Consider the following 26,536-nt stretch of genomic DNA (forward strand, 5'->3'; position numbering starts at 1 on the left):
TCAGGCGTCCGCCGGCAGCGGGTCCAGGCGCGCGCGCACGGTCGCGTCGACGGCGTCCCAGTCCAGGCTGTCGAGCGAGTCGTGGCCGCGGGTCAGTTCGACCAGCAGCTCGCGCTGGCGCTGGCCGCGGTCGAAGGCGACTTCGTACGGCATGCGGTGGAAGGTCACCATCGCGTAGCGCGGCATGAAGCGCTCGGGATGGCGCTGGGCCAGCTCGCGTTCGAGCGCGCGCTGCAGCAGGTAGTCGTCGTCGTCGACGCGGTCGCGCATTTCCAGGTAGTTCTCCAGCGCCATCGCCTGGATCGCGCGCGCGCTGGGCAGGCGCTGGCGCTGGAACGCGGCGAAGGCTTCGCTGCGGTCGCCGCCGGCGAGCAGGCGTTCGGCCAGGGCCACGCAGTCCTCGAACGCGCAATTCATGCCCTGGCCGTGGAACGGCACCATGGCGTGGGCGGCGTCGCCGAGCAGCACGGCGCGGTCGTCCAGGTGCCAGCGCTCCAGGTACAGCGTCGCCAGCAGGCCGGCGGGGTTGCGTTCGAAGTCGCGCTCCAGTTCGGGAATCAGCGGCAGCGCATCGGCGAAATCGCGCTGGAACAGCGCGCGCGCGTCGGCGCCGTCGCGGATCGTCTCGAAGCTGGGATCGCCCTGGTTGGGCAGGAACAAGGTGACGGTGAAGGTGCGTTCGTCGTTGGGCAGGGCGATGCACATGTAGCGCCCGCGCGGCCAGATGTGCAGGGCGTTGGGTTCGATGCTGAAGCCGCCGTCGCGCGCCGGCGGGATTTCCAGTTCCTTGTAGGAATGGCCGAGGAACTCGGTGCGCTCGCCCAGGTCGGCGACTTCGCCCATCGCCGCGCGCAGCGCCGAGCCGGCGCCGTCGGCGCCGACCAGGCTGTCGAAGCCGACCTCGTGCTCGCTGCCGTCGCGGTCGTCGCGGAAGCGGGCGATGCGCGCGTCGAAATCGACGCCGGACAGGCCGCGGTGGAAATGCAGGTTCGCGCCGGCGTCCTGCGCGATCTGCAGCAGGATCAGGTTGAGCTCGCCGCGGTGCACCGACCAGATCACCTCGCTGTCGTCGCGGCCGTAGCGCTGCAGGTCGGTGCGGCCGTCGAGGAAGTGGACCATGCGCCCGCGCATCATCACCGCCTGCGCCATCACCGCCTCGTCGGCGCCGGCCAGGCGCAAGGCGTGGCGGCCGCGCTCGGCCAGGGCGAGGTTGATCGAGCGCCCGCCCTGATAGCCCTTCAGTCGCGGATCGCCGCGTTTTTCGTACACATCCACCCGCCAGCCGGCGCGCGCGAGCAGGGTGGCGAGCAGGGCGCCGGCGAGGCCGGCGCCGATGAGGGTGATGTGCGGGGTGGCGTTGGCCGAAGTGTTCAAGGAATCGATCCTTGCGGGCGATGAGGGGAGCGTAAGCGGTTGCGGCGGGCGGGTCACGCGTCCCGCCACGCCTCCACCGCAGCGACGAAGCGCACGATATCGCCGTGGGTGTTGTACAGCGGCGCCGGCGAAATCCGGATCACGTCGGGTTCGCGCCAGTCGCCGAGCACGCCGCGGCGGGCCAGGTCTTCGAACAGGTCGCGGCCGGCGGCGCGGCCGCTGAGGCCGCGGCCGCCGATCACCCGCAGCGACAACTGGCAGCCGCGCCGGGCCGGCTCGGCCGGGGTCAGGATGTCCAGGGTTTCGCCCAGGCGCGCGCGGATCAGCGCTTCCAGGTAACCGGTCAGGCGCAGCGACTTCTCGCGCAGCGCGCGCATGCCGACCCGGTCGAACAGGTCCAGCGAGGCGCGCAGCGGCGCCAGCCCGAGGATCGGCGGGTTGCTGAGCTGCCAGCCTTCGGCGCCCGGCGTGGGCACGAATTCGGGGCCCATGCGGAAGCGGGTCGCCGATTCGTGGCCCCACCAGCCGGCGAAGCGCGGGCGGTCGCTACGAGCGTGGCGTTCGTGGACGAAGCAGCCGGCGACCGCGCCGGGGCCGGCGTTGAGGTATTTGTAGTGGCACCACACTGCGAAGTCGGCGCCGCTGTCGTGCAGGTTCAGCTCCAGGTTGCCGACGCCGTGGGCGAGGTCGAAGCCGCACAGCGCGCCTTGCGCGTGTGCGAGCGCGGCGATGCGCGCGAGGTCGAAGGCCTGGCCGGTGCGGTACTGCACGCCCGGCCACAGCACCAGCGCCAGGCGCGGGCCGTGTTCGGCGATGGCGCGCTCGATGCTCTCCATCGAGAACACGCCGCCGGGGCCGTCGGGCTGCAGTTCGATCAGGTCGGTGTCGGGATCGAAGCCGTGGAAACCGACCTGCGAGGCCAGGGCGTAGCGATCGGACGGGAACGCGCCGGCTTCCATCAGGATCGCCGGACGCTCGCGGGTGGGCCGATAGAAGCTGACCAACATGAAGTGCAGGTTGGCGGTCAGCGAATTCATCGCCACCACCTCGTGCGGCAGCGCGCCGACCAGGCGCGCGAGCGGTTCGCGCACCAGCTCGTGGTACGGCATCCACTGCGCCTGGCCGGTGAAGTGGCCTTCGACCGCTTCCATCGCCCACTTGTCCATGACTTCCTCGACATGGGCGCGCGCGCCGCGCGGCTGCAGGCCGAGCGAGTTGCCGACGAAATAGGCTTGTTCTTCCTCGCCGTGGCGCGGGATCAGGAACTCATGGCGCAGCGTCGGCAGCGGGTCGGCGGCGTCGAGCGCGGCGGCGTGGGCGGGCGTGTGCAGGTCGGTCATGGGGTTCGGGCGATTGCGATGCGAGAGGGGCGGCGCGGACTCAGCCGGCGGATTCGAGCGGCCCGGGCGCGGGCGCTTCGGCGACGTGGAGATAGCTTCGGTGCAGCGCCCGCACCCAATCCGAGCACAGGCCCAGGACCTCGCTTTCGTAGATCAGCGCGGCGTCGTCGGCGAGATAGGCGGCCAGTTCGGCATGGCCGGCGGCCTGCATCGCGGCGACGAACGCCGCCTGCCGCAGTTGCGCCGATTCGGCCTGGGCGCGTTGTACCCGCTGCGGGTCGAGCCGTCGCTTGTGGCTCTGCAGCGCGGCGTCGGCGCGGGTCCACTGGCCGTCGAACGGTTCGCGGTCGCGCCGGTCGAGGTAATCGTCGATGGCCTTGCCGTCGGCGTCGGCGATGCGCTCGGCCCAGTCGCGCAGGGTCGCGAGCAGGTCTTGCGGATCCAGCGGCGGCGGCGCGTGCAACGCGGACGGGCTCATGCGGTCGCGCCCATGCGCAAGCGTGCCTTCGCGCTCATGCGAACCGCGACAGCGGCAGGCCCAGCCATTCCAGCGCGGTGCCGTGGTACAGCCGCGCCTGTTCGGCCTCGGGCAGCGCCAGCGAAGCGATGCCGGCGCCGGGCGTCTGTTCGCCGAGCGGGAACGGATAGTCGGTGCCCAGCATCACCCGCGACACGCCGCAGGTGTCGAGCAGGTAGCGCAGCGCGCGCGGATCGGCCACCCACGAATCGAAGTACAGCCGCGACAAATAATCGCGCGGGTTGCGCGGGTTGTCGGTGGCGACCAGGTCCGGGCGCATGTTGAAGCCGTGCTCGATCCGGCCGATGGTGTAGGGGAAGCTGCCGCCGCCGTGGGCCATGCAGATCTTCAGTTTCGGCAGCCGCTCAAGCACGCCGCCGAACACCAGGCAGCAGGCCGCGCGCGATTGCTCGGCGGGCATGCCGACCAGCCACGGCAGCCAGTACTTGGGCATGCTGGGCGTTCCCATCATGTCCCAGGGATGCACCAGGATCGCCGCGCCGAGCTCGCTGGCGGCCTGGAAGAACTCGAACAGCTCCGGCGCGTCGAGGTTCCAGTCGCCGATGTGGCTGCCGATCTGCACGCCCTGCAGGCCGAGCTGGTCCATGCAGCGCTCCAGTTCCTGCACCGCCAGCCGCGGCGACTGCAGCGGCACCGTGCCGATGCCGGCGTAGTGGCGCGGAAAATCGCGGCAGGTCTGGGCCATGTGCTCGTTGAGCGCCTGGTGCAGCGCCAGCGCCTGGTTGGCCTTGGCCCAGTAGCTGAACATCACCGGCACGGTGCTGATCACCTGCACCTGCACGCCGAAACGCGCGTAGTCGTCGATGCGCTCCTGCGGGTCCCAGGTCTTGGACCAGATCTCGCGGAAGAACTTGCCGTCCTTGTAGATGCGGTGGCGGCCGTCGTCGGTGTGGTGGATCACCGGAAAGCGGTCGTCGCCGTACTTGCGCGCCAGGTCGGGCCAGTCGCGCGGCAGGTAGTGGGCGTGGGTGTCGATCTTGAGCATCGCCGCCTCAGGTGTCGGGCATCGTGTAGCGCGCCGGCGCCGGGTTCAGGTGCCCGCATTGGCCGCAGCTGCGGTGTTCGCGCGAGGAATAGAAGCGTTCGAACACCGGCGGGAAGTCGGTCTCGATGTTGCGCAGTTTGAAGAACTCTTCGTACAGCTTGTGGTTGCAGCGTTCGCAGAACCACATCAGGCCGTCGTCTTCGTGTTCCAGGCGCTTGCGCTCGATCACCAGGCCGACCGAGTCGGGCATGCGCTGCGGCGAGTGCGGCACGCGCGCGGGCAGCAGGAAGATCTCGCCGGCGCGGATCGGGATGTCGCGGACCGCGCCGTCCTCTTGAATCCGCAGCACCATCTCGCCTTCGAGCTGGTAGAACCACTCCGGGCCTTCGTCCCAGTGGTAGTCGGTGCGCTGGTTCGGGCCGCCGACCACCATGACGATGAAATCGCCGACGTAGATGGTCTTGTTGCCGACCGGCGGCTTGAGCAGGTGGCGATGCTCTTCGATCCAAGAGAGCAGGTTGATCGGTCCGGGCAGCATGGCCTTACTCCGTTCCGGCATCGCGCAGGCGCGCGACGCATTTGAGTTCGATCGCGATCGGCGTCGGCAGCGCCGTGATGCCGAGCGTGGTCCGGCACGGCGCGCGGTCGATGTCCGGGAAATACTCGGCCCACAGCGCGTTGTAGGCGGCGAAGTCGCGCGCCATGTCGGTCAGGTAGACGGTCACGTCGACCAGGTCGTCCCAGGTCGCGCCGCTGGCTTCCAGCACCGCGCGCACGTTGGCGAACACCGAGCGCGTCTGCAGTTCGATGTCGTAGGCGATCAGCCGGCCTTGCGCGTCGTGCACGTTGCCCGGCACCGCGTTGCTGGCGGCGTCGCGCGGGCCGACCCCGGACAGGAACAGCAGCTCGCCCACCCGGCGCGCATGCGGGTACGAGCCGACCGGCCGCGGCGCGTTGCCGGCGCGCACCGCGCCGCTCATCGCGGCGAGCCGCCGTGGGTGGAATGCACCCGCGCCAACGCGCGTTCGTAGGCCGGCTGCAGCGACTTGAACGAATGCACGTTCATGCCGGTGTCGTGGACGCGGCCGTTGCGCAGGCTGTAGACCCAGCCGTGCACGCTCAGCGGCTGGTCGCGCGACCAGGCGTCGCGCACGATCGTGGTCATGCACACGTTGAACACCTGCTCGATCGCGTTGAGCTCGCACAGGCGGTCGTGACGCTCGCTCTCGTGGGCGTGGTTCATGCACTCGGAATGTTTGTCGGCCACGTCGCTGACGTGGCGCAGCCAGTTGTCGGCCAGGCCGACCCGGGTGCCGTGCAGCGCCGCGTGCACGCCGCCGCAGCCGTAGTGGCCGACCACCAGGATGTGCTTGACCTTGAGCACGTCGACCGCGTACTGGATCACCGACAGGCAGTTGAGGTCGGTGTGCACGACCACGTTGGCGATGTTGCGGTGGACGAACACCTCGCCCGGGGCCATGTCGATGATCTGGTTGGCCGGCACGCGCGAATCCGAACAGCCGATCCACAGGTACTCGGGCGCCTGCTGCTTGGACAGGCGGGCGAAGAAGTCCGGGTCCTCGGCGTTGATGCGCTCGGACCATTCGCGATTGCGTTCGAGCAGGTCGTCGAGCGGGTTCATGCGCGGCTCCCGGCGTGGAGAGCGCTGACGAAGGACGTGGGGTAGGGCGCGGTCATGCAGGTCATCCGAGATGGAGGCCGACGTTCTTGGCCTCGGTGAAGAAACGCAGGGCCTCGACGCCGCCTTCGCGGCCGAGGCCCGAGGCGCCGGCGCCGCCGAACGGCGTGCGCAGGTCGCGTTGCAGCCAGGTGTTGATCCAGACCATGCCGACGTTCAGGCGCGCGGCCAGGCGGTGGGCGCGGGCGAGGTCGCGCGTCCACAGGCTGGCGCTGAGGCCGTAGTCGCTGGCGTTGGCCAGGGCCAGGGCGTGGGTGTCGTCGTCGAACGGCTGCAGGGTGGCGACCGGGCCGAAGATTTCCTCGCGGTTGCTCGCGGTGTCCGGGCCGAGGCCTTCGAGCAGGGTCGGCGCGACGTACCAGCCGGGGCGTTCGAGCGCGGCGCCGCCGCACAGCACCCGGCCGCCTTCGGCGCGGGCGCGCTCGAGCGCGGCGACGACCTTGGCGAAATGCGCCTGCGACACCAGCGGGCCGAGCGCGGTGGTTTCCTCGCCGGGTTCGCCCACGCGCAGGGCTTGCGCGCGTTCGACCAAAGCGTCGCGCACCTCGGCGTAGATCGAGCGTTCGACCAGGATGCGCGAGCCGCACAGGCAAATCTGGCCGGAGTTCTGGAACGCCGAGCGCACCAGCAGGTCGAGGTGCTCGCGCCAGTCGCTGTCGGCGAAGATCAGGGTCGGATTCTTGCCGCCCAGTTCCAGCGAAACCTTGCGCAGCAGCGGCGCGCAGGTCGCGGCGATGCCGCGGCCGACCGCGGTGCTGCCGGTGAAGGAGACCGCGCGGATCGCCGGGTGCGCGACCAGCGGCGCGCCGACCTCGGGCCCGAGCCCGTGGACGATGTTCAGCACGCCGGCCGGCAAGCCGATCTGCGCGCAGAGTTCGCCGAGCATCGTCGCCGTCGCCGGGGTCACCTCCGAGGGCTTGGCCACCACGGTGTTGCCGGCGGCCAGCGCCGGCGCGATCTTCCAGGTGAACAGGTACAGCGGCAGGTTCCACGGCGAGATCGCCGCGACCGGGCCGAGCGGCTGGCGCAGGGTGTAGTTGAGCCCGGCCTGGCCGTGGTGGGATTCGCTGGCGAACTGGGTCGCGGCGTGGGCGTAGAAGCGCAGGTTGGACACCGCGCGCGGAATCTCGGCCTCGCGCGCCAGCCGGATCGGCTTGCCGCCGTCGCGCGATTCGGCCGCGGCGAATTCGCCGGTGCGCGCTTCCAGCGCCGCGGCCAGGCGCTCCAGCCACTGCGCGCGTTCGCTGTGCGCCAGCCCCGACCAGGCCGGAAACGCGGCCTGCGCCGCGGCCACCGCGGCCTCGACCTCGGCCGCGCCGCCGGCGGCGACCTGCGCATACGGCTGCGCATTGGCGGGATCGAAGACTTCGAGCCAGCGCCCGTCGGCCGCATCGCGCGGCGTCCCGTCGATCCAGTGCCGGAATGTCTGCATGGCGCAAGCTTAACGCGTGGGCCCGGTGGCGCCCATAGCGTCGAAGGTGAACGTGGGAGGGCCTTCGGGCCCGACGCTTTTCGATCCGGCGCGGTGCGGGTTTGCTGCGACCCGAGCGAAAAGCGTCGGGGCTGAAGCCCCTCCCACAACAACGTCTGTATCGCCTGGCCCGGACCGGCTTTTGTGGGAGGGCCTTCAGGCCCGACGCTTTTCGATCCGGCGCGGTGTGGGGCGAGCGACACGAGCGAAAGGCGTCGGGGCTGAAGCCCCTCCCACAACAACTCTGTATCGCTTGGGCCCGGACCGGCTTTTGTGGGAGGGCCTTCAGGCCCGACGCCTTTCGATCCGGCGCGGTGTGGGGCGAGCGACACGAGCGAAAGGCATCGGGGCTGAAGCCCCTCCCACGACCGCCGCATGCAAACGAAAACGTTCTGGTCGAAGTTCTTGCTTTCGGACCTTGCGCACACGGTGTTTGCCGAATCGGTCCACGCGCCGACGCGGCCTAGGTCGAAAGTCATGCCCGTCGCGGCAAATCGCCGAATCGGCCTGCACGTCTAGCGAAATCCGGCAGCGACACGAGGTCCGTCGGCGGCCGACCGTGCCGCTGTGCACTTGACGCCCAACTACGACGCTGCGCACATTCCGGCGGGGTTCATTCACTCACGCTCCGGCGCGCGGGCGCCGAGCCATTCAGGGCGGGAACGATCACGTGGACAGACGCAATTTCCTCAGCATGTCGGGGCTGGGCATCGCCGGGCTCATGATTCCCTTCGGCAAGGTCATCGCCGCCGAAGACCTGTTGGCGCCGCTGGACGTGGCCAAGAAGAAGGCCTGGGCCGACGCCGCCCTGACCGCGGCGCGCGGCGCGGGGGCGAGCTATTGCGACGTGCGCGTGGGCCGCTACCTGCGCCAGTTCGTGATCACCCGCGAGGACAAGGTCCAGAACGTGGTCAACGTCGAGTCCAGCGGCATCGGCATCCGCGTACTGGTCGACGGCGCCTGGGGCTTCGCCGCGACCAACCAGTTCGGCACCGACGGCGCGGCCAAGGCCGCGCAGCAGGCCGCGGCCATCGCCCGCGCCAACGCCAAGGTCATCACCGCCAAGGTCCAGCTGGCCAAGGCGCCGGGCGTGGGCGAGGTCGGCTGGAAGACGCCGATCCGCAAGAACGCGATGGAAGTGCCGCTCAAGGACAAGGCCGAACTGCTGCTGGGGGTCAACGCCGCGGCCATCGGCGCCGGCGCCAACTTCGTCAACTCGATGCTGTTCCTGGTCAACGAGCAGAAGTATTTCGCCTCCACCGACGGCAGCTACATCGACCAGGACGTGCACCGGATCTGGGCGCCGATGACGATCACCGCCATCGACAAGGCCAGCGGCAAGTTCCGCACCCGCCAGGGCCTGTCCTCGCCGCGCGGCATGGGCTACGAGTACCTCGACGGCGCGGCCTCGGGCAAGACCGTGTTGCCGTGCGGCGCCACCGTCTACGGCGATTCCTACGACATGCGCGAGGACGCGGTCGCCGCGGCCAAGCAGGCGCGGCAGAAGCTCACCGCGCCCTCGGTCAAGCCGGGCAAGTACGACCTGGTGCTCGATCCCTCGCACACCTGGCTGACCATCCACGAATCCATCGGCCACCCGCTCGAACTCGACCGCGTGCTCGGCTACGAGGCCAACTTCGCCGGCACCAGCTTCGCCACCCTGGACAAGCGCGAGAGCGGCTTCAAGTACGGCAGCGACAAGGTCAACGTGTTCGCCGACAAGACCCAGGTCGGCAGCCTCGGCGCCGTGGGTTACGACGACGAGGGCGTCAAGACCAAGCGCTGGGACCTGATCAAGAACGGCGTGCTGGTCGATTACCAGACCATCCGCGACCAGGCCCACATCCTCGGCAAGACCGAATCCGACGGCTGCTGCTACGCCGATTCGTGGTCGAGCGTGCAGTTCCAGCGCATGGCCAACGTGTCGCTGGCGCCGGGCAAGGACGCGCTCGGCGTCGCCGACCTGGTCAAGGACGTGGAGAACGGCATCTACATCGTCGGCGACGGCTCGTTCTCGATCGACCAGCAGCGCTACAACGCCCAGTTCGGCGGCCAACTGTTCTACGAGATCAAGAACGGCAAGGTCACCGGCATGCTCGAGGACGTGGCCTACCAGATCCGCACCCCGGAATTCTGGAATTCCTGCGTCGCGGTCTGCGACGACAAGGACTACCGCCTGGGCGGCTCGTTCTTCGACGGCAAGGGCCAGCCGGGCCAGGTCTCGGCGGTCTCGCACGGCTCCAGCACGGCGCGGTTCAACGGCGTCAACGTCATCAACACCGCCCGCAAGCTCGGCTGACCGGGGCAGGAGAACAACTTATGAGCATCTTCACCGAAGCCCAGTCCAAGGCGATCCTGGACAAGGTCATTGCGTTGTCCAAGGCCGACGAGACCAGCGCGCGGCTGACCGGTTCGATCGACGGCAACATCCGTTTCGCCCTCAACAACATCTCCACCAGCGGCGTGGTCAGCGACGTCGACCTGGCCGTGCAGGTGTCCTTCGGCAAGCGCGTGGGCGTGGCCACGATCAACGAGTTCGACGACGCCGCGCTCGAACGCGTGGTCCGCCGCGCCGAGGACCTGGCCAAGCTCGCTCCGGAAAACCCGGAGTTCATGCCGATCATCGACAAGCAGACCTACAAGCCCAGCCCGACGTTCTCGGCCTCGACCGCGGCGATCGACCCGGCGTTCCGGGCCAAGGTCGCCGCCGATTCGATCGCGCCGTGCCGCGAGGCCAAGCTCACCGCCGCCGGCTTCCTCGAGGACGGCCAGAGCTTCGTCGCCTTCGCCAACAGCAAGGGCAACTTCGGCTACCAGACCGCGACCAACTTCAACTACACCTGCACCGTGCGCACCGACGACGGCCGCGGCTCGGGCTGGGTCGGGCGCGACCTGACCGACGCCGATGCGTTCAAGGCCGACGCCGACATCCGCATCGCCATGCGCAAGGCCACCGAATCGGCCGAGGCCAAGGCGCTGGAGCCGGGCAAGTACACGGTGATCCTGGAGCCGCACGCGGCCGCCGGGCTGATCTCGTTCATGATGAACTTCTTCGACGCGCGCCAGGCCGACGAAGGCCGCAGCTTCCTGTCCAAGAAGGGCGGCGGCAACAAGCTCGGCGAACAGGTCTACGACCCGCGGGTCAACTTCCTCGCCGATCCCTGGGACCCGCGCGCGCCGGTGATGCCGTGGGACGGCGAAGGCCTGCCGCGCGAGAAGATGCCGATCGTCGAGAACGGCAAAGTGGTGGCGCTGAACTATTCGCGCTACTGGGCGCAGAAGCAGGGCAAGCGCGCGGTCGGCACGCCCGGCAACCTGCTGATGTCCGGCGGCGACAAGACCACCGCCGAGCTGGTCAAGGGCACCCAGAAGGGCATCCTGGTCACCCGCACCTGGTACATCCGCATGGTCGATCCGCAGACCGTGCTGCTGACCGGGCTGACCCGCGACGGCACCTTCTACATCGAGAACGGGCAGATCAAGCACCCGATCAAGAACTTCCGCTTCAACGAATCGCCGGTGATCATGCTCAACAACATCGAGGAGCTCGGTCGGCCGGTGCGCGTGGCCGGCGACGAATCCGACTCGGTGATGATGATCCCGCCGATGAAGCTGCGCGATTTCACCTTCACCTCGCTGTCCGACGCGGTCTGACCGCAACGCGCGCGGCGCGCCCGGCGACGGGCGCGCCGCGCCGCGGGAACGCACCCCCGTACCCCGCACCGCCGCACCACCGCAAGAGGCCTCACCGTGCAACGACGCGACTTCCTCGGTTCCGCCGGTCTCGGCCTGGCCGGTCTGATGCTTCCCTTCGGCCGCAGCGTCGCCGCCGAAGCCCTGCTGGAACCGGCCGATCCGGCGCTGCGCAAGCGCCTGGCCGATACCGCCCTGGCCGCCGCGCGCGAAGGCGGCGCGCACTACTGCGACGTGCGCGTGGGCCGCTACCTGCGCCAGTCGGTGCTGACCCGCGAGGCGCAGGTGCGCAACATCGTCAACGCCGAATCGGTCGGCGTCGGCGTGCGGGTGCTGCGCGACGGCGCCTGGGGCTTCGCCGCGACGTCGCAGACCACGGTCGACGCGGTCGCCGCGGCCACGCAGCAGGCGCTGGCCATCGCCAAGGCCAACGCGCGCGCGCAGACGCGCAAGGTCGAACTCGCGCCGGTGCGGGGCGTCGGCGAGGTGCGCTGGGCCACGCCGGTGCGCAAGAACGCGCTGGCGGTGCCGATCCAGGACAAGGTCGCGCTGCTGATGGCGGTCAACGCCGCCGCGCTCAAGAACGGCGCCGACTTCGTCCAGTCCAACCTGTTCGCGATCAACGAACAGAAGTATTTCGCGTCCACCGACGGCAGCTACATCGACCAGGACGTGCACCGGATCTGGCTGCCGCTGACCGCGACCGCGGTCGACAAGGCCAGCGGCAAGTTCCGCACCCGCGACGGGCTGTCGGCGCCGATGGGCATGGGCTACGAGTACCTCGATGCCGATCCGGCCGGCAAGTTCGCCCTGCCGGGCGGGCTGACCGGCTACGGCCGCAGCTACGACGTGATGGAAGACGCCGCCGCCGCCGCGCGCCACGCCCGCGCCAAGCTCAAGGCGCCGTCGGTGAAGCCGGGCAAGTACGACCTGGTGATCGATCCGTCCAACCTGTTCCTGACCATCCACGAGAACGTCGGCCACCCGCTCGAACTCGACCGCGTGCTCGGCTATGAAGCCAACTACGCCGGCACCAGCTTCGCCACCCTCGACAAGCGCGAGGCCGGCTACAAATACGGCAGCGAGCGGGTCAACTTCGTCGCCGACAAGACCCGCGCGGGCAGCCTGGGCGCGGTCGGTTTCGACGACGAAGGGGTCAAGACGCGCGAATGGGACCTGGTCCGCGACGGCGTGCTGGTGGATTACCAGGCCACCCGCGACGAGGCCCACATCCTCGGCCAAAAGGAATCGCACGGTTGCAGCTACGCCGATTCGTGGTCGAGCGTGCAGTTCCAGCGCATGCCCAACGTGTCGCTGCGACCCGGCAAGGACAAGCTCAGCGTCGCCGAGATGATCAAGGGCGTCGAGCGCGGGCTGTACATCCACGGCCGCGGCTCGTATTCGATCGACCAGCAGCGCTACAACGCCCAGTTCGGCGGCCAGTTGTTCTTCGAGATCAAGAACGGCGCGGTGGCCGGGATGGTCGAGGACGCGGCCTACCAGATCCGCACGCCGGAATTCTGGGCCTCGTGCTCGGCGATCTGCGACGAGCGCGATTTCCGCCTCGGCGGCTCGTTCTTCGACGGCAAGGGCCAGCCGAGCCAGGTTTCGGCGGTCTCGCACGGCGCGGCCACCGCGCGTTTCGACGGGGTCAACGTCATCAATACGGCGCGGGCGCTGTAGCCGATGCGCGCGGCGACGCCGGCGGGCATGCGCGTGGGCGCGGCGCGGTGAACCGCGCGCGGTTCCTGCGGCTGATGCTCGGCGCCGCGGCCGGTGCCGTGGCGGCACGCGTGCCGCTGGCGCGCGCGGCGGCCGATTACGATTTCTGGTTCACCCGGCTCAAGTACGACTCCGGCGACTGGGACGTGGACCAGCGCATGCCGGCCAACCTGATCACCTCGCTGATCGACTACACCCACCTGCGGGTGGACCCGAAGGAACACGTGCTCGCGCTGGCCGACCCGAAGATGCTGGCCGCGCCGTTCTGCTACCTGGCCGGGCACAAGCTGGTCGAGTTCAACCCCGACGAGCGGCGCAACTTCGAGCGCTACGTGCGCAACGGCGGCTTCGTCTTCGTCGACGACTGCAACCACGACATCGACGGGCTGTTCGCCAAGTCGTTCGAGGCGCAGATGGCGAAGATCTTCGGCGCCAAGGCGCTGAAGAAACTGCCGAACAAGCACCCGATCTACCGCAGTTTCTTCGTCTTCGACGGGCCGCCGGCGACCGGGTTCGAGCTCAACGGCTGGGGCGACGATCTGGTCCACGATTACCTAAAGGGCATCGAGATCGACGGGCGGCTCGGCATTTTGTACAGCAACAAGGACTACGGCTGCGAGTGGGATTACGACTGGCGCAACAAGCGGTTCCTGGCCGAGGACAACACCAAGTTCGGGGTCAATATCGTGATGTACGCGTTGAACTCGTGATCGGCGCGCGGCGGTTTCGCATTCGCGACAACAAGTGGTTTCGGGAGCGGCGATGAGCGGCAACGACAACAACGGCGACGACGCGCTGCAGGCGCAACTGGCGCGGCTGGACGAACTGCGCGCGGCCATCGCCCAGGCCATCGTCGGCCAGGACGAGGTGGTGGAGCAGTTGCTGATCGGCCTGCTCGCCGGCGGGCATTGCCTGCTCGAAGGCGTGCCGGGACTCGGCAAGACCCTGCTGGTGCGCTCGCTCGGGCAGGCGCTGGAACTGCAGTTCCGGCGGATCCAGTTCACCCCGGACCTGATGCCCAGCGACATCCTCGGCACCGAGTTGCTGGAAGAGGACCACGGCACCGGCCATCGCCATTTCCGCTTCCAGCCGGGGCCGATCTTCACCAGCCTGCTGCTCGCCGACGAACTCAACCGCACCCCGCCCAAGACCCAGGCGGCGTTGCTGGAGGCGATGCAGGAGCGCACGGTGAGCTATGCCGGCACCACCCATTCGCTGCCGGCGCCGTTCTTCGTGCTGGCCACCCAGAATCCGCTGGAGCAGGCTGGCACCTATCCGTTGCCCGAAGCCCAGCTCGACCGGTTCCTGCTGCATATCCGGGTCGGTTATCCGAGCGAGCAGGAAGAACACGACATCCTGCAACAGACCACCGGCAGCGGCGGCGCGCGGGTGCCCAAGGTGATGGACGCGCACGCGGTGCTGGCGCTGCAGGCGAGGGTGCGCGAGGTGCATCTGGGCGAGGACGTGCTGCGCTGGATCACCCGCCTGGTGCGCGCCAGCCGGCCCGCGGCCGATGCGCTGATTGAGGTGCGGCAGTGGGTGAAGTGGGGCGCCGGCCCGCGCGCCGGCCAGTCGCTGGTGCTCGCGGCCAAGGCGCGTGCGCTGCTGCACGGGCGCTTCGCCGCCACCCGCGAGGACGTGATCGCGCTGGCCGCGCCGGTGATGCGCCACCGCCTGTTGCTGTCGTTCGCGGCCGAGGCCGAGGGCAAGAGCGCGGACGATGTGATCGCGGCGCTGCTGCGCGGCGTGCCGTTGCCGGGGTGAGCGCGATGTCCGGCCTGCATGGCGCGAGGATCGGCGAGGGCGGATCGTGCGCGATCTGATCCCCGCCGACGTGCGCGCGCGCCTGCGCGGCCTTAGCCTGGTCTCGCGCCGCGCCGTCGGCGCGCACGGCATCGGCGCGCATCGCAGCCGCAGCCGCGGCGCCGGGCTGGAGTTCGCCCAGTACCGCGCCTACGAACCCGGCGACGAACTGCGCCAGGTCGATTGGAAACTCTATGCGCGCTCGGACCGCTTCTTCGTGCGCGAAGCCGAACGCGAAAGTCCGCTGGCGGTCTGGCTGTTGCTGGACGCGAGCGCGTCGATGGACCAGCGCGACGGCGCGCGTCCCGATTACCCGCGCCTGGACGCGGCCAAGGCCATCGCCGCCTGCGTGGCCGAACTGGCGCTGCGCCAGAACGACCGCTTCGGCCTGATGGTGTTGCGCGAAGACGGTCTGCGCCTGTTGCCGCCGGCGACCGGCGCGCGCCAGCGCGACCGCTTGCTGCTGGAACTGCACGGCCTGCGCGCGCACGGCGGGTGGCCGGCGCCGGCGTCGCTGCGGCCGCTGTGGGAGCGCATCGGCGCGGGCGACCTGGTGCTGATGCTCGGCGACGGCCTCGACGAGGCGGCGCTGGCCGTGGCCGAACGGCTGGCCGCGGCGCGGCGCGAAGTGCTCAGCGTGCGCATCCTGACTGTCGAGGAGCGCGATTTTCCGTTCCGTGGCGGCCATCGCTTCCGCGATCCGGAGACCGGCGAGGAACTGCTCGGCGACGGCGCCGCGTTGCGGCGCGAGTTCATCGAGCGCTTCGGCGCGGCGCGGCGCGCGGTCGATGCGCGCCTGGACGCGGCCGGCGTCCGCCATGCCGAGCATACGCTCGACGAACCGGTCGACCTGCCGCTGCGGCGCTTGTTCGGCGCGCGCGACGCGGCGGCGGGCGCATGAGCGCGGCGCTGTTGCTGCCGCTGGCTCTGGCCGCGCTGGCGGCGCTGGCGCTGCCGCTGTTGATCCACCTGGCCCGGCGCAGCGAGCAGCGGCCGACCGTGTTCGCCGCGTTGCGCTGGCTGCGCGAACGGCCGCGTCCGCGCAGCCGCATCCGCTTCGACGAATGGCCGTTGCTGTTGCTGCGGCTGCTGTTGCTGACGGTGCTGGCGCTGCTGCTGGCGCGGCCGGTGCTGTACGGCGCGCAGCCGCGCGAGGCTTGGCTGGCGGTGATGCCCGGGCTCGATCCTGCTCGGGCGGGCGAGGGCCTTGAGAACGCGCGGTTGCAGCGGCGTTGGTTGGCGCCGGGATTTCCCGATGTGCGCGAACCTGCTCCGGCGTTGGCGGCGAACGCGGCCAGCCTGCTGCGCGAACTCGACGCGACCCTGCCGCCGGGCGTAGCCCTGACCGTAGCGGTGCCGGCGCGGTTCGACGGCGCCGACGGCGCGCGCCTGCGGCTGTCGCGGCCGCTGCAGTGGCGCGTCGTCGATGATGACGCCGCAGCGCCGGTGACGCCAGCGGTGCGCGAAACCGCGCTGGCGCCGCCGCCGATCCGCTACGCGCCCGAGCGCGCGCAAGCGGCGGCGTATCTGCGCGCGGCCGTCGCGGCCTGGGACTCGCACAGCGCGAAGATCGATTCCGCCCCGGTCGCGCAAGCCTTCGATCCGGCCGCGAGTTCGTTGATCTGGTTGGTTCCCGGCCCGGTGCCGGCGAGCGTGCGCGACTGGGTCGCGCAGGGCGGGCGAGTATTGCTCGACGAGAAAGCGGTTTGGCCTGAAGCCGACTTCGACGCCGCGTTGTGGCGCGACGAACAAGGCCGGGCGCGGGCGCTGGGCGCGCGGGTCGGACGCGGCCAGGCGCTGCGCTTGACCGCCGCGGTCGAGCCGCGCGCGTGGCCGGCGCTGTTGCAGCCGGGCTTCGCCGCGGACTTGCGCGGACTGTTCGCGGACGCGCCGCCGGCGCCGATGCGGGTCGCGGCGCGCGATTACGCGCCCAGCGCCGACGGCCCAATGTTCGCGCCGCCGCCGCTGGATCTGCGGCCGTGGCTGGCGTTGCTGGTCGCGGCGCTGTTCCTGCTCGAACGCCTGCTGGCGACGCGCGCGCGGCGCGCGGCGGCGCCATGAGCGCGGCGCAACGCATCGCGCAGTGGCACGCGCGGGCGCGGCGCAGCCGCGCGGCGTACCTGGCCTGCGTCTGCGGCGTGTGGCTGTTGCCGCTGGCGGCGTGGGTCGCGCGCAGCTACGGCGCCGGCCCGGCCTCGGCCGCGGCCGCGCTCGGCGCCGCGGCGGTGGGCTGGCGCGCCTGGCGCGGCGCGAGGGCGCTGGACCGCCAGTGGCTGCGGCGCCGGCTCGACGCGTTGCGCGCCGACATGGACGACAGCGCCGATCTGTTGTTCGCCGACGACGCGGCGCTTGTTGGCTTGCAGCGCCTGCAACGCGCGCGCCTGCAACGGCGCATCGAGACCGCGCCGGCCTCGGACCTGCGTCTGCCCTGGAACTGGCGGTCGCTGGCGGTCGGCGCGTCGCTCGCGCTGGCGCTGGCCGCGGCCGCCGCGTGGTGGCCGCAGCCGCGCCCGCAGGCGCCCGGACCGGCCTTGTCGCCCGCGCCGCCGGTCGCCGCCGCGCCCGGCCAGCCGCGTCTGGTCGCGCAGGCCCTGCGCATCGAACCGCCGGCCTACACCGGCCTGCCGGCGCGCGACGAGCCCGCGCTGGAAGGCCGCGCGGCCGAAGGCGCGCGGCTGCGCTGGCGCCTGCGCTTCCAGCCGCAGCCGGCGCAGGCGGCGCTGGTCTTCCACGACGGCGAACGCCTGCCGCTGCGGCGCGAAGGCGAGGACTGGAGCGCGCAGCGCACGCTGGCCAAGTCGACGCTGTACCGGATCGACGCCAGCGGCGCGCCGCCGGCGCAGGCCCGGCGTTTGTATCGGCTCGACGTCGTTCCCGACCGGCCGCCGCAGTTGCGCGTGCTCCAGCCCGAGCGCGGCCTGACCCTGCTGGCACCGGGCCAAAAGGCGTGGCCGCTGGCGTTCGAAGCCAGCGACGACTACGGCGTCGCGGCGACCGCGCGCCTGCGCATCACCCTGGTCCAGGGCAGCGGCGAGCAGATCAGCTTCCGCGAACGCAGCGTGGACCTGCGCGGCAGCGGCAACGCCCGTGCCAAACGCTTCGTCCATCGCCTCGACCTCGCCACGCTCGGCTACGCGCTCGGCGACGACCTGATCGTGCAACTCAGCGTCAGCGACAACCGCGCGCCGCAGGCGCAGACCGCGCTGAGCCCGAGCCTGATCCTGCGCTGGCCGGCCGACGCGGGCAGCGAGGCGACCGGCATCGAAGGCATGGTCAAGACCGTGCTGCCGGCGTACTTCCGCAGCCAGCGCCAGATCATCATCGATGCCGAGACGCTGATCGCGCAAAAGCGCAAGTTCGACGGCGAGAGCTTCGAGAAGAAGTCCGACGCGATCGGCGTCGACCAGCGCCTGCTGCGCCTGCGCTACGGCCAGTTCCTCGGCGAGGAGGCCGAGGGCGAGCCCAAGCTGCCGACCAGCGACAGCGAGGACGATCACGATCATGGCCGCGATGGCGATGGCCACGCCGGCCATGAGCCGTCCGCGCCGGCCGCGGCGCACGACGATCACGACCACGGCGCCGCCGCGGCCAAACCCGCGTTCGGCGAGGAAGGCGCGGTGCTGGAGGAGTTCGGCCACACCCACGACCATGCCGAGGCCGCGACCTTGCTCGATCCGCAGACCCGCAAGCTGCTGAAGTCGGCGCTGGACCAGATGTGGCAGTCCGAACTGCACCTGCGCCAGGGCCAGCCGCAGCGCGCGTTGCCGTTCGCGTACAAGGCGCTGGGTTTCATCAAGCAGGTGCAGCAGGCCAGCCGCATCTACCTGGCCCGGGTCGGGCCGGAACTGCCGCCCATCGACGAGAGCCGGCGCCTGAGCGGCGATCGCGCGGGACTCGCGCGGCGCGAGGACGCGCTGACCCCGGCGACCGCGGCCGACCCGCTGCCGGCGCGACTGTGGCGCGAACTGGACGCGCCGGCGTCGCAGCCGGTCGACTACGCCGCGTTGGAACGCTGGCTCGGCGCCAACAACGAGCGGGTGGCCGATCCGCTGGCCTTCGCCGCCGCGCTGTCGGCGCTGCGCGACCGGCCCGATTGCGGCGAATGCCGCGCCCGCCTGCGCGGCCTGTTGTGGCCGTTGCTGCAGCGGCCGGCGGCGGCGGTGCGCGCGCGCGCCGCGGGCGATGCGCGCGACCGCCGTTATCTTGACGGCCTGCCGCAGGAGGCGCGATGACCGCGCGGTTCGCAGGCGATCTCCTGTCCGCGGAGGCGGCGGTCGCGCTGCTGCTTGCGCTCGCCGCGGCGCTGGCGATGGCGCGCACGCTGTGGCGCCAGCATCGCGCCGAACCGGCGACGCGTTCGCGCGGCTGGCGCGTCGCGGCGCTGGTGCTGGCGCAGCCGCTGCTGGCCGGATTGCTGTACGCCGCGTTGTTGCCGCCGCGCCTGCCGGAGCGGGCCGGCAGCCTGGTCGTCGCCACCGCCGGCGCCGCCGACGCGGCCCTGGACGCCGCGGCCGGCGATGCGCGCGTGCGCCTGCCGGAAGCGCCGCGCAGCCAGGCCGGCGAGCGCGTGCCGGATCTGGCCAGCGCCTTGCGCCGTTATCCGCACAGCCGGCGCGTGCGCGTGGTCGGCGCCGGACTGCTCGCGCGCGACCGCGACGCGGTGCGCGGGCACGTGTTGGATTTCGCCGCGCCGCCGTTGCCGCGCGGCATCGTCGGGGTGTGGACGCCGGCCCGAATCGGCGAGGGCGAAGCCTTCACCGTGTACGGTCGCGCGCAGGGCCTGGACGGCGGCGCGGTGGAATTGCTCGATCCGGCCGGCCAGCGCATCGACCGCGTCGTACCCGATGCCGACGGCGGTTTCGCCGTGGATGCGGTGGTGCGCGTCGCCGGCCGCGCCGGATTCGTCCTGCGCGCGCTCGATCCGCGGCAGCGCCCGGTCGAGCGCGTGACGTTGCCGTTGTCGGTCGAGGCCGAGCCGCCGACGCGCGTGTTGCTGCTGGCCGGCGCGCCCGGGCCGGAACTCAAGTACCTGCGGCGCTGGGCCAGCGACGCCGGCATCAAGCTGCATACCCAGCTCGCGGTCGGCGCCGGCCTGCAACTCGGCGACGCGCCGTTGCGCATCGATGCGGCGACCCTGGCCGGCTTCGATGCGCTGATCCTCGACGAGCGCGCCTGGGACGCGCTCGCGCCGGCCCAGCGCGGCGCGCTGGCGATCGCGCTGCGCGACGGCCTGGGCGTGCTGTTGCGCGTCACCGGCCCGCTGTCGCCGGGCCTGCGCGTGCAACTGCGCGGCTTCGGTCTGGAACCCGGCGCGGGCGGCGACAGCGCGCCGCTGCGGTGGCCGGCGGAGCGCTACGACGAAGCCGGCTTGCGCGCGCGCCTGGGCCCGGGCAGCGCCGACGCGCCGCACTCGCGCGAACAGGCGCCGGCGGCCTTGCCGGTGCTGACCCGGCGCAGTTTGGCGCTGGATGCGCCGGCGTTGCAGCCGCTGGGTCGCGACGCGGACGGCCGCGCCTTCGCCGCGTGGCGCGCGGCGGGGCAGGGACGGATCGCGCTGTGGGGGCTGGGCGACAGCTTCCGCCTGGTCCTGGCCGGGCGCGAGGACGCGCATGCGCAGTTGTGGAGCCGGGCGTTGTCGGCGCTGGCGCGGCCGCGCGGCGACGCGCGCGCGCGCATCGACGGCAGCCTGCGCGTCGGCGAGCGGGTGCGACTGTGCGGCGTCGGCGCGCAGGCGCAGGTGGCCGCGCCGGACGGCTCGCGCATCGCGTTGTTGCCGGACCCGGCCGCGGGGCCGTCGGCCTGCGCCGGTTTCTGGCCGACGCAGGCCGGCTGGCATGCGCTTACGCAAGGCTCGCGGTCGCAGGATTTTTACGTGCGCGCGCTCGACGACGCGCCGGGACTGCGCGCGAGCGAATTGCGCGAGGCGACGCTGGCGCTGGCGTTGCGCTCGCAGCCTGCCGCCGGCGGCGGCGCCGTTGCCGCGCCAACGGATGGCGAGCGCGGCTCGCCGTGGCCGTGGTTCGCGGCATGGCTGGCGCTGTGCGCCGCGCTGTGGTGGTTCGAACGCTCGCGACTGGGGCGGGCTTCGGGTTCAGCGCCTTCCGATCCGCGGTAAAGCCCGAGGCGACCTGAGCGAACGGCGTCGGGGCTGAAGCCCCTCCCACAAAAGCCTCAAGCCGATGTTCCTATGGGAGAGCTTTGGCTGCTGTGGGAGGGCCTTCAGGCCCGATGCTTTCCGATCCGTCGCGATGAAAGCCCGAGGCGACCTGAGCGAACAGCGTCGGGGCTGAAGCCCCTCCCACACAAGCCTCAAGCCGACGCTTCTGTGGGAGAGCCTTCGCTCCTGTGGGAGGGCCTTCAGGCCCGACGCTTTCCGATCCGCCGCGATGAACGCTCGCAGCGAACCGCATCGACTGCGAAGTCCCACGACCGCCGTGGGATCAGATCGACTGCATCCGCCCGCCATCCACCGCCAGGCTCACGCCGTTGATGTAGCCGGCCGCCGGCGAACACAGGAAGGCGATGGCCGCGCCGATCTCGGCCGGTTCGGCGAAGCGGTTGGCCGGTACGGTCTTGCGCATCGCTTCGAGCACCGCTTCCGGCGCCTGGCCGCTGTTGCGCGCGCGGTCGGCGACGATCTGGTCGATGCGCGCGGTGCGGGTGTAGCCCGGCAGCACGTTGTTGACGGTGATGCCGTCCGCGCCGAGTTCGCGCGAGAGGGTCTTGGCCCAGCTCGCCACTGCGCCGCGGATGGTGTTGGACACGCCCAGGCCGACGATGGGCTCCTTGACCGAGGTCGAGATCACGTTGACCACGCGCCCCCACTGCGCCGCGCGCATGCCCGGCAGCGCCGCGCGCAGCAGCGCGTGGTTGGCGAGCAAGTGGCGGTTGAACGCGTCGAGATAGGCGGCGTCCTCGGCCGCATGCGCCGGGCCGCCCGGCGGGCCGCCGGTGTTGTTGATCAGGATCTGCACCGGCTTGCCCGCGGCCAGCGCCTGCACCTGCGCCGACAGCGCGGCGTGTTCGGACACGTCGGCGGCGATCCAGCCGTGCGCCTGCGCGCCGCGCCGCGGCAGTTCGGCGGCGACCGCGGCCAACGCCTCGGCGCGTCGCGCCAGCACGGTCACGTCGCAGCCCAGCAGGGCCAGTTCCCGCGCGGCGGCGCGGCCGATGCCCTCGGAGGCGCCGCAAACCAGGGCGTGCTTGCCGGTGAGATCCAGATCCATCGATGCTCCTGCGAAATCGCTGCGATAACGGTGGCGCTCAGTCTTCCCGCCCGCGCGCGGCCATGCGCTCGCGCATCAGCGCGGCGACCGCGCGGCTGTCCTCGCGGTCCTGCGCCTGCAGCTGCGCGGCGACGTTCTCGCGATTGGCCAGCGGATGGTTCTGGCTGAGCTTGAATTTCAGTTCGATCCGCTCGACCGCGAAACGGAAACCGACGATGCCGCGCAGTTGCCGGCGCAGCTCGTCGCGTTCGCTTTCGAAACGCCAATCGCCGCCGACCTGCGCTTCGTGCCGCACGCTGAGGTCGTCGACCAGCGCCGCCAGCGCGGCCTCGTCGTCGAAGGTGTGCAACTGGCCGTGCAGATGCGCGACCGCGTAGTTCCAGGTCGGCACGCGCGCGGCGGTTTCCTTGTCCGGATACCAGCCGGGCGAGATGTAGGCATGCGGTCCGTGCAGGATCGCCAGCGCCGCGCCGGCGTGGCGCGCCTGCGGGTTCGGCCGCGCCCAGTGGCCGCGCAGTTCGATCCGCTCGCCCTCGCGCGCGTACAGCACCGGCAAGTGGCTGACCTGCGGCGCGTCGTCGCGCACGGTCACCAGGGTGGCGAAGGCGTCGGCCGCGGCGAGGCGGTCGAGCGCGCCCAGGTCGGTTTCGTCGAACGCGCGCGGCAGGTACATGGCCCGGCTCAGTGACGCGGCGGCAGTTGCTGGGTCATCAGCGCGGCCAGCGCGGCGTCGCTGCCGGCCTGCGGCGGCGCCAGTTCGCCCAGGGCGAAGCCGCGCGCGGCCGCGTCGTCCTCGTCGAGGCCGTCGTACTGGACGAACTCGGCGTCCATCAGCGCCGCGCGCGCGGTGTCTTCGCTGTCGTAGGGCAGGGTGTTGCCGTCGCTGTCGAGGACCTCGGCGGTGCCGGCCTCGAGCACGCGCAGGCGCGCCCAGATCGCGGTGCGGCCGAGCGTGGCCAGCCACCATTGTTCGTGTTCGAATGCTTGGGTCATTACGGCACCATCAGGGAAAGCAGCCACAGCAGCCCGGCGCAGGCCAGTGCGGCGAAGGTGATCAGCAGCGACACCCGCGCCGGGGTCGCCAGTCCGTCGAGGTTGCGGTCGCCGGCGCCGCGGTAGCGCTGGCGCAGCAGCCAGTTCCATGCCGCGGGGGCGACGAAGGCGGCTTCGCCGAGCTCGCCGCGCAGGGCCGGATGGCGATCGCGCAGGTGCACCAGCGCCAGCGGCCAGAAGATCGCGAACGCGCACAGCGCGGAGATCGCGATGCCGACGAAGGTCAGGGCCAGGAACAGGATCATCCGCTGCCTCTCGATGAGGCGCGGGGAGCGCGTTGCCGGCCGCTCGCCGCGCACGTTGGAAGTCGTCCTCCCCGCGAAGGCGGGGATCCAGAGACTTCAGCGCCATGCCTGGACGAAGCCCTGGGTTCCCGCCTGCGCGGGAACGACGGTGTAGAGCGGGCAACGCCGCTCCGGCTCGCTCAGAACTCCGCGCTGCCCGGCGCGCGCGGATAGGCGATGGCGTCGCGGATGTTGGCCAGCCCGCACACGTACACCACCAGCCGCTCGAAGCCCAGGCCGAAACCGGCGTGCGGCACCGTGCCGTAGCGGCGGAAGTCGCGGTACCAGCCGTAGTGGGCCGGGTCCAGGCCGAACTGGGCCATGCGCGCGTCGAGCACGTCCAGGCGTTCCTCGCGCTGGCTGCCGCCGATGATCTCGCCGATGCCCGGGGCCAGCACGTCCATCGCCGCGACCGTCTTACCGTCGTCGTTCAGGCGCATGTAGAAGGCCTTGAAGTGCTCGGGGTAGTTCAGCACCACCACCGGACGGCCGACGTGTTCCTCGGTCAGCCAGCGCTCGTGCTCGGTCTGCAGGTCCAGGCCCCATTCGACCGGGAACTCGAACTTCTTGCCCGACTTCTGCAGCAGCGCGATCGCGTCGGTGTAGTCGATGCGCTCGAACGGCGAGTTGACGAACGCCTCCAGCCGCTTGATCGCGTCGGGCTGCACGCGTTCGGCGATGAAGGCCATGTCGTCGGCGCGTTCGTCCAGCACCGCGCGGAACAGGTACTTGAGGAAGTCCTCGGCGACCTGGGCGTTCTCCATCAGGTCGGCGAAGGCGATCTCCGGCTCGATCATCCAGAACTCGGCCAGGTGGCGCGTGGTGTTGCTGTTCTCGGCGCGGAAGGTCGGGCCGAAGGTGTAGACCTTGCTCAGCGCCAGGCAGTAGGCCTCGACGTTGAGCTGGCCGGACACGGTCAGGAAGGTTTCCTTGCCGAAGAAGTCGCGCGAGAAGTCGACCGCGCCGTCCTTGCCGCGCGGCAGGTTGGCCAGGTCCAGGGTCGACACGCGGAACATCTGTCCGGCGCCCTCGGCGTCGGAGGTGGTGACGATCGGCGTGCTGATCCAGTAGTAGCCGTTCTCGTGGAAGTAGCGGTGCACGGCCTGCGACAGGCAGTGGCGGATGCGGGTGACCGCACCGAACAGGTTGGTGCGCGGGCGCAGGTGGGCGAACTCGCGCAGGTACTCCAGCGAGTGCTGCTTGGGCTGCATCGGGTAGGTCAGCGGGTCCTCGACCCAGCCGACCACTTCCACCGACGAGGCCTGGATCTCGAAGCTCTGGCCCTGGCCCTGCGAGGCCACCAGGGTGCCGGTGGCGATCACCGAGCAGCCGCTGCTCAGGTGCTTGATCTCGCTGTCGTAGTTGCCCAGCTCGTTGGTCGCCACGACCTGGATCGGCGCGAAGCAGGAGCCGTCGCTGACATTGACGAAGCTCAGCCCGGCCTTGGAATCGCGCCGGGTGCGCACCCAGCCGCGTACCGTGACCTCGCCGCCCGCCGGGATCTTGCCTGCGAGTGCCTGTTCGACGCTTACCACCGTCATGTCGTGCCGCCTTAGCGCGTTGCAATGTGAGGGAGGGCGATGATAACGGATGATCCCGGCGCAGCGCGCCGCGGGCGCGGCCCTTAGACTGCGGCGACGATCACGGCAAAGGGGACGGGGCATGGGCAAGGGCCGCAACGGGCGACGCCGCGCGGGCGCGGGTTGGGGGCTGGCGGCGTTGCTGGCCGCGGGACAGGCCGTGGCCACGCCCGCGCCGCCGGCGCCGCAGCTGGACGCGGTCCAGGCCGCGAACTTCGCCGCCCTGGCGCTGGACTGCGTGGATCGCGAGTATCCGAACAAGATCGCCCACCGCCTCGACGGCGCCGCCGACGCGCGCGCGCCGTCGCAGCTGTATCCGGCCTTCTACGGCTGCTACGACTGGCATTCGGCGGTGCACGGCCACTGGCTGCTGGCGCGGCTGGCCCAGCGCTTTCCCGGCGAGCCGTTCGCGCCGCGCGCGCGCCAGGCGCTGGACCGGCACCTGACTGCGGCCAACATCGCCGGCGAACTGGCCTACCTGCGCCGCAACGACGACGAATCCTTCGAACGCCCCTACGGCCTGGCCTGGCTGCTGCAACTGGGCGCGCAACTGCGCGGCTGGGACGACCCGCAGGCGCGGCGCTGGGCCCAGGCGCTGGAACCGCTGGAGCGCGAAGCGGCGGCGCGGTTGCAGCGCTGGCTGCCCAAGCTGACCCGGCCGATCCGCGTCGGCGAGCACAGCCAGACCGCGTTCGCGTTCGGCCTGGCCCTGGACTGGGCCCAGGTCAGCGGCGATCGGGCGCTGCGCCAGGCGCTGCTGGCGCGCTCGCGCGACTACTACCTCGGCGACCGCGACTGCCCGCTGGCCTACGAGCCCTCCGGCCAGGACTTCCTGTCGCCGTGCCTGGCCGAGGCCGATCTGATGCGGCGGGTGCTGGCGCCGGCCGAGTTCGGCGCCTGGCTGGACCGGTTCCTGCCGGCGATCCCGCGCCGCGCCCGCGCCGACTGGCTGGCGCCGGGCGTGGTCCTGGACAAGGCCGACGGCAAGCTCGCCCACCTGGACGGGCTCAACCTCAGCCGCGCCTGGATGCTCGAAGGCATCGCCGCCGGCCTGCCGCCGCGCGACCGGCGCGTGCCGGCCCTGCGCGCGGCCGCGGCGCGGCATCGCGAACTCGGCCTGGCGGCGGTGTCCGGCGGGCATTACGCCGGCGCGCACTGGCTCGGCAGTTTCGCCACCTACCTGCTGGCGCCGCCGGGCGCGGCGGGCGAGGGCGCCGCGCCGGCCGCAGCGGCTGCCGGCGGGCGCTGAACCGGGCGGCGCCGCGCCGGCGGCGGCTTGAATGCGTCGTCCGAGCCGCCATATCCGGTAGCGGAGGCGTTGCGGCCCGCTGGTACCATGGCGGCGACGCCGTCGTCCCCCTTCCGACCGCACTCCGCTTCGAGATCATCATGGCCGTAACCCTCGCCCCCGCCGCCCTTGCCCGCGTTCAGCATTTCCTGACCGAGACCCCGGCCGCGCTGGGCCTGCGCTTCGGCGTGACCCGCACCGGCTGTTCCGGCTGGCAGCACGTGGCCGATCTGGCCCGCGAGCAGCGCGAAGGCGACACCGTGTTCGAGCAGGACGGCGTGCGCATCTTCGTCGACGCCGTCAGCCTGCCGCTGGTCGAGGGCACCCGCATCGATTTCCTCAAGCAGGGCCTGGGCGAGATGTTCGTGTTCCAGAACCCCAACGCCACCGCCGAGTGCGGCTGCGGCGAGAGCTTCACCACCTCGGCCGACGCGGCCTGAGGTCCGGCGGCGCGGTCCGCGCCGCTTTCCCGAGCATTGC

The 26,536-nt window shown here is 71.3% G+C and carries 25 protein-coding genes and 2 pseudogenes; 12 read left to right on the forward strand and 15 right to left on the reverse strand.

Features of this window, described 5'->3' with window-relative positions:
- The 9 genes and pseudogenes from JHW41_RS12055 to JHW41_RS26945 all read right to left on the reverse strand — a co-directional run.
- Entirely contained in the window at window positions 1–1,374 is a 1,374-nt protein-coding gene (locus JHW41_RS12055; protein WP_250450300.1) for an FAD-dependent oxidoreductase, read from the reverse strand.
- 53 nt (window positions 1,375–1,427) lie between these two features.
- Window positions 1,428–2,714 carry a kynureninase gene (kynU, locus tag JHW41_RS12060; protein ID WP_250450309.1) on the reverse strand — a complete coding sequence of 429 codons (1,287 nt, stop codon included), beginning with the start codon at window positions 2,712–2,714 and terminating at the stop codon, window positions 1,428–1,430.
- A 40-nt stretch (window positions 2,715–2,754) separates the two neighbouring features.
- Window positions 2,755–3,192 (reverse strand): hypothetical protein, encoded by a 438-nt coding sequence (locus JHW41_RS12065; protein ID WP_250450310.1) that lies wholly within the window; start codon window positions 3,190–3,192, stop codon window positions 2,755–2,757.
- A 34-nt stretch (window positions 3,193–3,226) separates the two neighbouring features.
- Window positions 3,227–4,237 carry an amidohydrolase family protein gene (locus tag JHW41_RS12070; protein ID WP_123648261.1) on the reverse strand — a complete coding sequence of 337 codons (1,011 nt, stop codon included), beginning with the start codon at window positions 4,235–4,237 and terminating at the stop codon, window positions 3,227–3,229.
- Between the two features lie 7 nt (window positions 4,238–4,244).
- Window positions 4,245–4,775: a 3-hydroxyanthranilate 3,4-dioxygenase gene (locus JHW41_RS12075; RefSeq protein ID WP_057947725.1), complete on the reverse strand. Its 531-nt coding sequence runs from the start codon at window positions 4,773–4,775 to the stop codon at window positions 4,245–4,247.
- A 4-nt stretch (window positions 4,776–4,779) separates the two neighbouring features.
- Window positions 4,780–5,217, reverse strand: a complete 438-nt coding sequence (locus JHW41_RS12080) for a RidA family protein (RefSeq protein ID WP_250450312.1) — start codon at window positions 5,215–5,217, stop codon at window positions 4,780–4,782.
- The gene (gene can / locus JHW41_RS12085) at window positions 5,214–5,879 is read right to left on the reverse strand and encodes a carbonate dehydratase (RefSeq protein WP_057947723.1); all 666 of its coding nucleotides are present in this window, start codon (window positions 5,877–5,879) and stop codon (window positions 5,214–5,216) included. The genes JHW41_RS12080 and can overlap by 4 nt, the downstream gene beginning before the upstream one ends.
- 61 nt (window positions 5,880–5,940) lie before the next feature.
- Entirely contained in the window at window positions 5,941–7,368 is a 1,428-nt protein-coding gene (locus tag JHW41_RS12090) for an aldehyde dehydrogenase (RefSeq protein ID WP_250450314.1), read from the reverse strand.
- 9 nt (window positions 7,369–7,377) lie between these two features.
- A pseudogene (locus tag JHW41_RS26945) lies at window positions 7,378–7,473 on the reverse strand (hypothetical protein); the annotation flags it as partial.
- Here JHW41_RS26945 and JHW41_RS26950 point away from each other — a divergent pair.
- The 10 genes and pseudogenes from JHW41_RS26950 to JHW41_RS12135 form a co-directional block, all read left to right on the forward strand.
- Window positions 7,433–7,984: pseudogene (locus tag JHW41_RS26950) on the forward strand (DUF6053 domain-containing protein); the annotation flags it as partial. The pseudogenes JHW41_RS26945 and JHW41_RS26950 overlap by 41 nt on opposite strands.
- A gap of 93 nt (window positions 7,985–8,077) precedes the next feature.
- The gene (locus JHW41_RS12095; protein WP_250450316.1) at window positions 8,078–9,706 is read left to right on the forward strand and encodes a TldD/PmbA family protein; all 1,629 of its coding nucleotides are present in this window, start codon (window positions 8,078–8,080) and stop codon (window positions 9,704–9,706) included.
- Window positions 9,707–9,726: 20 nt separating this feature from the next.
- The gene (locus JHW41_RS12100) at window positions 9,727–11,061 is read left to right on the forward strand and encodes a TldD/PmbA family protein (protein ID WP_057947720.1); all 1,335 of its coding nucleotides are present in this window, start codon (window positions 9,727–9,729) and stop codon (window positions 11,059–11,061) included.
- A 96-nt stretch (window positions 11,062–11,157) separates the two neighbouring features.
- The gene (locus tag JHW41_RS12105; protein ID WP_250450318.1) at window positions 11,158–12,783 is read left to right on the forward strand and encodes a TldD/PmbA family protein; all 1,626 of its coding nucleotides are present in this window, start codon (window positions 11,158–11,160) and stop codon (window positions 12,781–12,783) included.
- Between the two features lie 74 nt (window positions 12,784–12,857).
- Entirely contained in the window at window positions 12,858–13,532 is a 675-nt protein-coding gene (locus tag JHW41_RS12110) for a DUF4159 domain-containing protein (RefSeq protein ID WP_250450977.1), read from the forward strand.
- 52 nt (window positions 13,533–13,584) lie between these two features.
- On the forward strand, window positions 13,585–14,586 hold the full coding sequence (locus JHW41_RS12115; protein ID WP_250450320.1) for an AAA family ATPase: 1,002 nt from the start codon (window positions 13,585–13,587) through the stop codon (window positions 14,584–14,586).
- Between the two features lie 46 nt (window positions 14,587–14,632).
- Window positions 14,633–15,526, forward strand: a complete 894-nt coding sequence (locus JHW41_RS12120) for a DUF58 domain-containing protein (protein WP_250450322.1) — start codon at window positions 14,633–14,635, stop codon at window positions 15,524–15,526.
- On the forward strand, window positions 15,523–16,686 hold the full coding sequence (locus JHW41_RS12125) for a BatA domain-containing protein (RefSeq protein ID WP_250450332.1): 1,164 nt from the start codon (window positions 15,523–15,525) through the stop codon (window positions 16,684–16,686). Before JHW41_RS12120 ends, JHW41_RS12125 begins: the two co-directional genes overlap by 4 nt.
- Window positions 16,683–18,857 carry a DUF4175 domain-containing protein gene (locus JHW41_RS12130; RefSeq protein ID WP_250450334.1) on the forward strand — a complete coding sequence of 725 codons (2,175 nt, stop codon included), beginning with the start codon at window positions 16,683–16,685 and terminating at the stop codon, window positions 18,855–18,857. The genes JHW41_RS12125 and JHW41_RS12130 overlap by 4 nt, the downstream gene beginning before the upstream one ends.
- Window positions 18,854–20,740, forward strand: a complete 1,887-nt coding sequence (locus JHW41_RS12135) for a carboxypeptidase regulatory-like domain-containing protein (RefSeq protein ID WP_250450336.1) — start codon at window positions 18,854–18,856, stop codon at window positions 20,738–20,740. Before JHW41_RS12130 ends, JHW41_RS12135 begins: the two co-directional genes overlap by 4 nt.
- A gap of 70 nt (window positions 20,741–20,810) precedes the next feature.
- Here the strand turns inward: JHW41_RS12135 and JHW41_RS26955 are convergent, their stop codons facing one another.
- The 6 genes from JHW41_RS26955 to asnS form a co-directional block, all read right to left on the reverse strand.
- On the reverse strand, window positions 20,811–21,035 hold the full coding sequence (locus tag JHW41_RS26955; protein WP_428995510.1) for a DUF6053 domain-containing protein: 225 nt from the start codon (window positions 21,033–21,035) through the stop codon (window positions 20,811–20,813).
- Window positions 21,036–21,065: 30 nt separating this feature from the next.
- Window positions 21,066–21,851, reverse strand: a complete 786-nt coding sequence (locus JHW41_RS12140; RefSeq protein ID WP_250450338.1) for an SDR family oxidoreductase — start codon at window positions 21,849–21,851, stop codon at window positions 21,066–21,068.
- Window positions 21,852–21,888: 37 nt separating this feature from the next.
- Window positions 21,889–22,524 (reverse strand): FMN-binding negative transcriptional regulator, encoded by a 636-nt coding sequence (locus JHW41_RS12145; protein ID WP_250450340.1) that lies wholly within the window; start codon window positions 22,522–22,524, stop codon window positions 21,889–21,891.
- Between the two features lie 8 nt (window positions 22,525–22,532).
- Window positions 22,533–22,844, reverse strand: coding sequence for a hypothetical protein (locus tag JHW41_RS12150; protein WP_057947710.1), 312 nt, complete (start codon window positions 22,842–22,844; stop codon window positions 22,533–22,535).
- Window positions 22,844–23,149: a hypothetical protein gene (locus JHW41_RS12155; protein ID WP_057947709.1), complete on the reverse strand. Its 306-nt coding sequence runs from the start codon at window positions 23,147–23,149 to the stop codon at window positions 22,844–22,846. The genes JHW41_RS12150 and JHW41_RS12155 overlap by 1 nt, the downstream gene beginning before the upstream one ends.
- Window positions 23,150–23,328: 179 nt before the next feature.
- Entirely contained in the window at window positions 23,329–24,729 is a 1,401-nt protein-coding gene (gene asnS / locus JHW41_RS12160) for an asparagine--tRNA ligase (RefSeq protein ID WP_057947708.1), read from the reverse strand.
- 121 nt (window positions 24,730–24,850) lie between these two features.
- Between asnS and JHW41_RS12165 the strand changes: the two genes are divergently transcribed.
- Both JHW41_RS12165 and JHW41_RS12170 read left to right on the forward strand, forming a co-directional pair.
- On the forward strand, window positions 24,851–26,017 hold the full coding sequence (locus JHW41_RS12165) for a DUF2891 domain-containing protein (RefSeq protein WP_250450344.1): 1,167 nt from the start codon (window positions 24,851–24,853) through the stop codon (window positions 26,015–26,017).
- A 140-nt stretch (window positions 26,018–26,157) separates the two neighbouring features.
- Window positions 26,158–26,496 carry a HesB/IscA family protein gene (locus JHW41_RS12170; protein ID WP_057947706.1) on the forward strand — a complete coding sequence of 113 codons (339 nt, stop codon included), beginning with the start codon at window positions 26,158–26,160 and terminating at the stop codon, window positions 26,494–26,496.
- Window positions 26,497–26,536 lie beyond the last annotated feature (40 nt).

Source organism: Lysobacter enzymogenes (genome assembly GCF_023617245.1).
Lineage (GTDB): Bacteria > Pseudomonadota > Gammaproteobacteria > Xanthomonadales > Xanthomonadaceae > Lysobacter > Lysobacter yananisis.

What these genes read in the sequence shown, in the direction of transcription:
- kynU (WP_250450309.1), bottom strand. Translation starts at nt 2,714, where the DNA reads ATGACCGACCTGCACACGCCCGCCCACGCCGCCGCGCTCGACGCCGCC.
- JHW41_RS12065 (WP_250450310.1), bottom strand. Translation starts at nt 3,192, where the DNA reads ATGAGCCCGTCCGCGTTGCACGCGCCGCCGCCGCTGGATCCGCAAGAC.
- JHW41_RS12070 (WP_123648261.1), bottom strand. Translation starts at nt 4,237, where the DNA reads ATGCTCAAGATCGACACCCACGCCCACTACCTGCCGCGCGACTGGCCC.
- JHW41_RS12075 (WP_057947725.1), bottom strand. Translation starts at nt 4,775, where the DNA reads ATGCTGCCCGGACCGATCAACCTGCTCTCTTGGATCGAAGAGCATCGC.
- JHW41_RS12080 (WP_250450312.1), bottom strand. Translation starts at nt 5,217, where the DNA reads ATGAGCGGCGCGGTGCGCGCCGGCAACGCGCCGCGGCCGGTCGGCTCG.
- can (WP_057947723.1), bottom strand. Translation starts at nt 5,879, where the DNA reads ATGAACCCGCTCGACGACCTGCTCGAACGCAATCGCGAATGGTCCGAG.
- JHW41_RS12090 (WP_250450314.1), bottom strand. Translation starts at nt 7,368, where the DNA reads ATGCAGACATTCCGGCACTGGATCGACGGGACGCCGCGCGATGCGGCC.
- JHW41_RS12100 (WP_057947720.1), top strand. Translation starts at nt 9,727, where the DNA reads ATGAGCATCTTCACCGAAGCCCAGTCCAAGGCGATCCTGGACAAGGTC.
- JHW41_RS12110 (WP_250450977.1), top strand. Translation starts at nt 12,858, where the DNA reads ATGCTCGGCGCCGCGGCCGGTGCCGTGGCGGCACGCGTGCCGCTGGCG.
- JHW41_RS12115 (WP_250450320.1), top strand. Translation starts at nt 13,585, where the DNA reads ATGAGCGGCAACGACAACAACGGCGACGACGCGCTGCAGGCGCAACTG.
- JHW41_RS12125 (WP_250450332.1), top strand. Translation starts at nt 15,523, where the DNA reads ATGAGCGCGGCGCTGTTGCTGCCGCTGGCTCTGGCCGCGCTGGCGGCG.
- JHW41_RS12130 (WP_250450334.1), top strand. Translation starts at nt 16,683, where the DNA reads ATGAGCGCGGCGCAACGCATCGCGCAGTGGCACGCGCGGGCGCGGCGC.
- JHW41_RS12135 (WP_250450336.1), top strand. Translation starts at nt 18,854, where the DNA reads ATGACCGCGCGGTTCGCAGGCGATCTCCTGTCCGCGGAGGCGGCGGTC.
- JHW41_RS26955 (WP_428995510.1), bottom strand. Translation starts at nt 21,035, where the DNA reads ATGCGGTTCGCTGCGAGCGTTCATCGCGGCGGATCGGAAAGCGTCGGG.
- JHW41_RS12140 (WP_250450338.1), bottom strand. Translation starts at nt 21,851, where the DNA reads ATGGATCTGGATCTCACCGGCAAGCACGCCCTGGTTTGCGGCGCCTCC.
- JHW41_RS12145 (WP_250450340.1), bottom strand. Translation starts at nt 22,524, where the DNA reads ATGTACCTGCCGCGCGCGTTCGACGAAACCGACCTGGGCGCGCTCGAC.
- JHW41_RS12150 (WP_057947710.1), bottom strand. Translation starts at nt 22,844, where the DNA reads ATGACCCAAGCATTCGAACACGAACAATGGTGGCTGGCCACGCTCGGC.
- JHW41_RS12155 (WP_057947709.1), bottom strand. Translation starts at nt 23,149, where the DNA reads ATGATCCTGTTCCTGGCCCTGACCTTCGTCGGCATCGCGATCTCCGCG.
- asnS (WP_057947708.1), bottom strand. Translation starts at nt 24,729, where the DNA reads ATGACGGTGGTAAGCGTCGAACAGGCACTCGCAGGCAAGATCCCGGCG.
- JHW41_RS12165 (WP_250450344.1), top strand. Translation starts at nt 24,851, where the DNA reads ATGGGCAAGGGCCGCAACGGGCGACGCCGCGCGGGCGCGGGTTGGGGG.
- JHW41_RS12170 (WP_057947706.1), top strand. Translation starts at nt 26,158, where the DNA reads ATGGCCGTAACCCTCGCCCCCGCCGCCCTTGCCCGCGTTCAGCATTTC.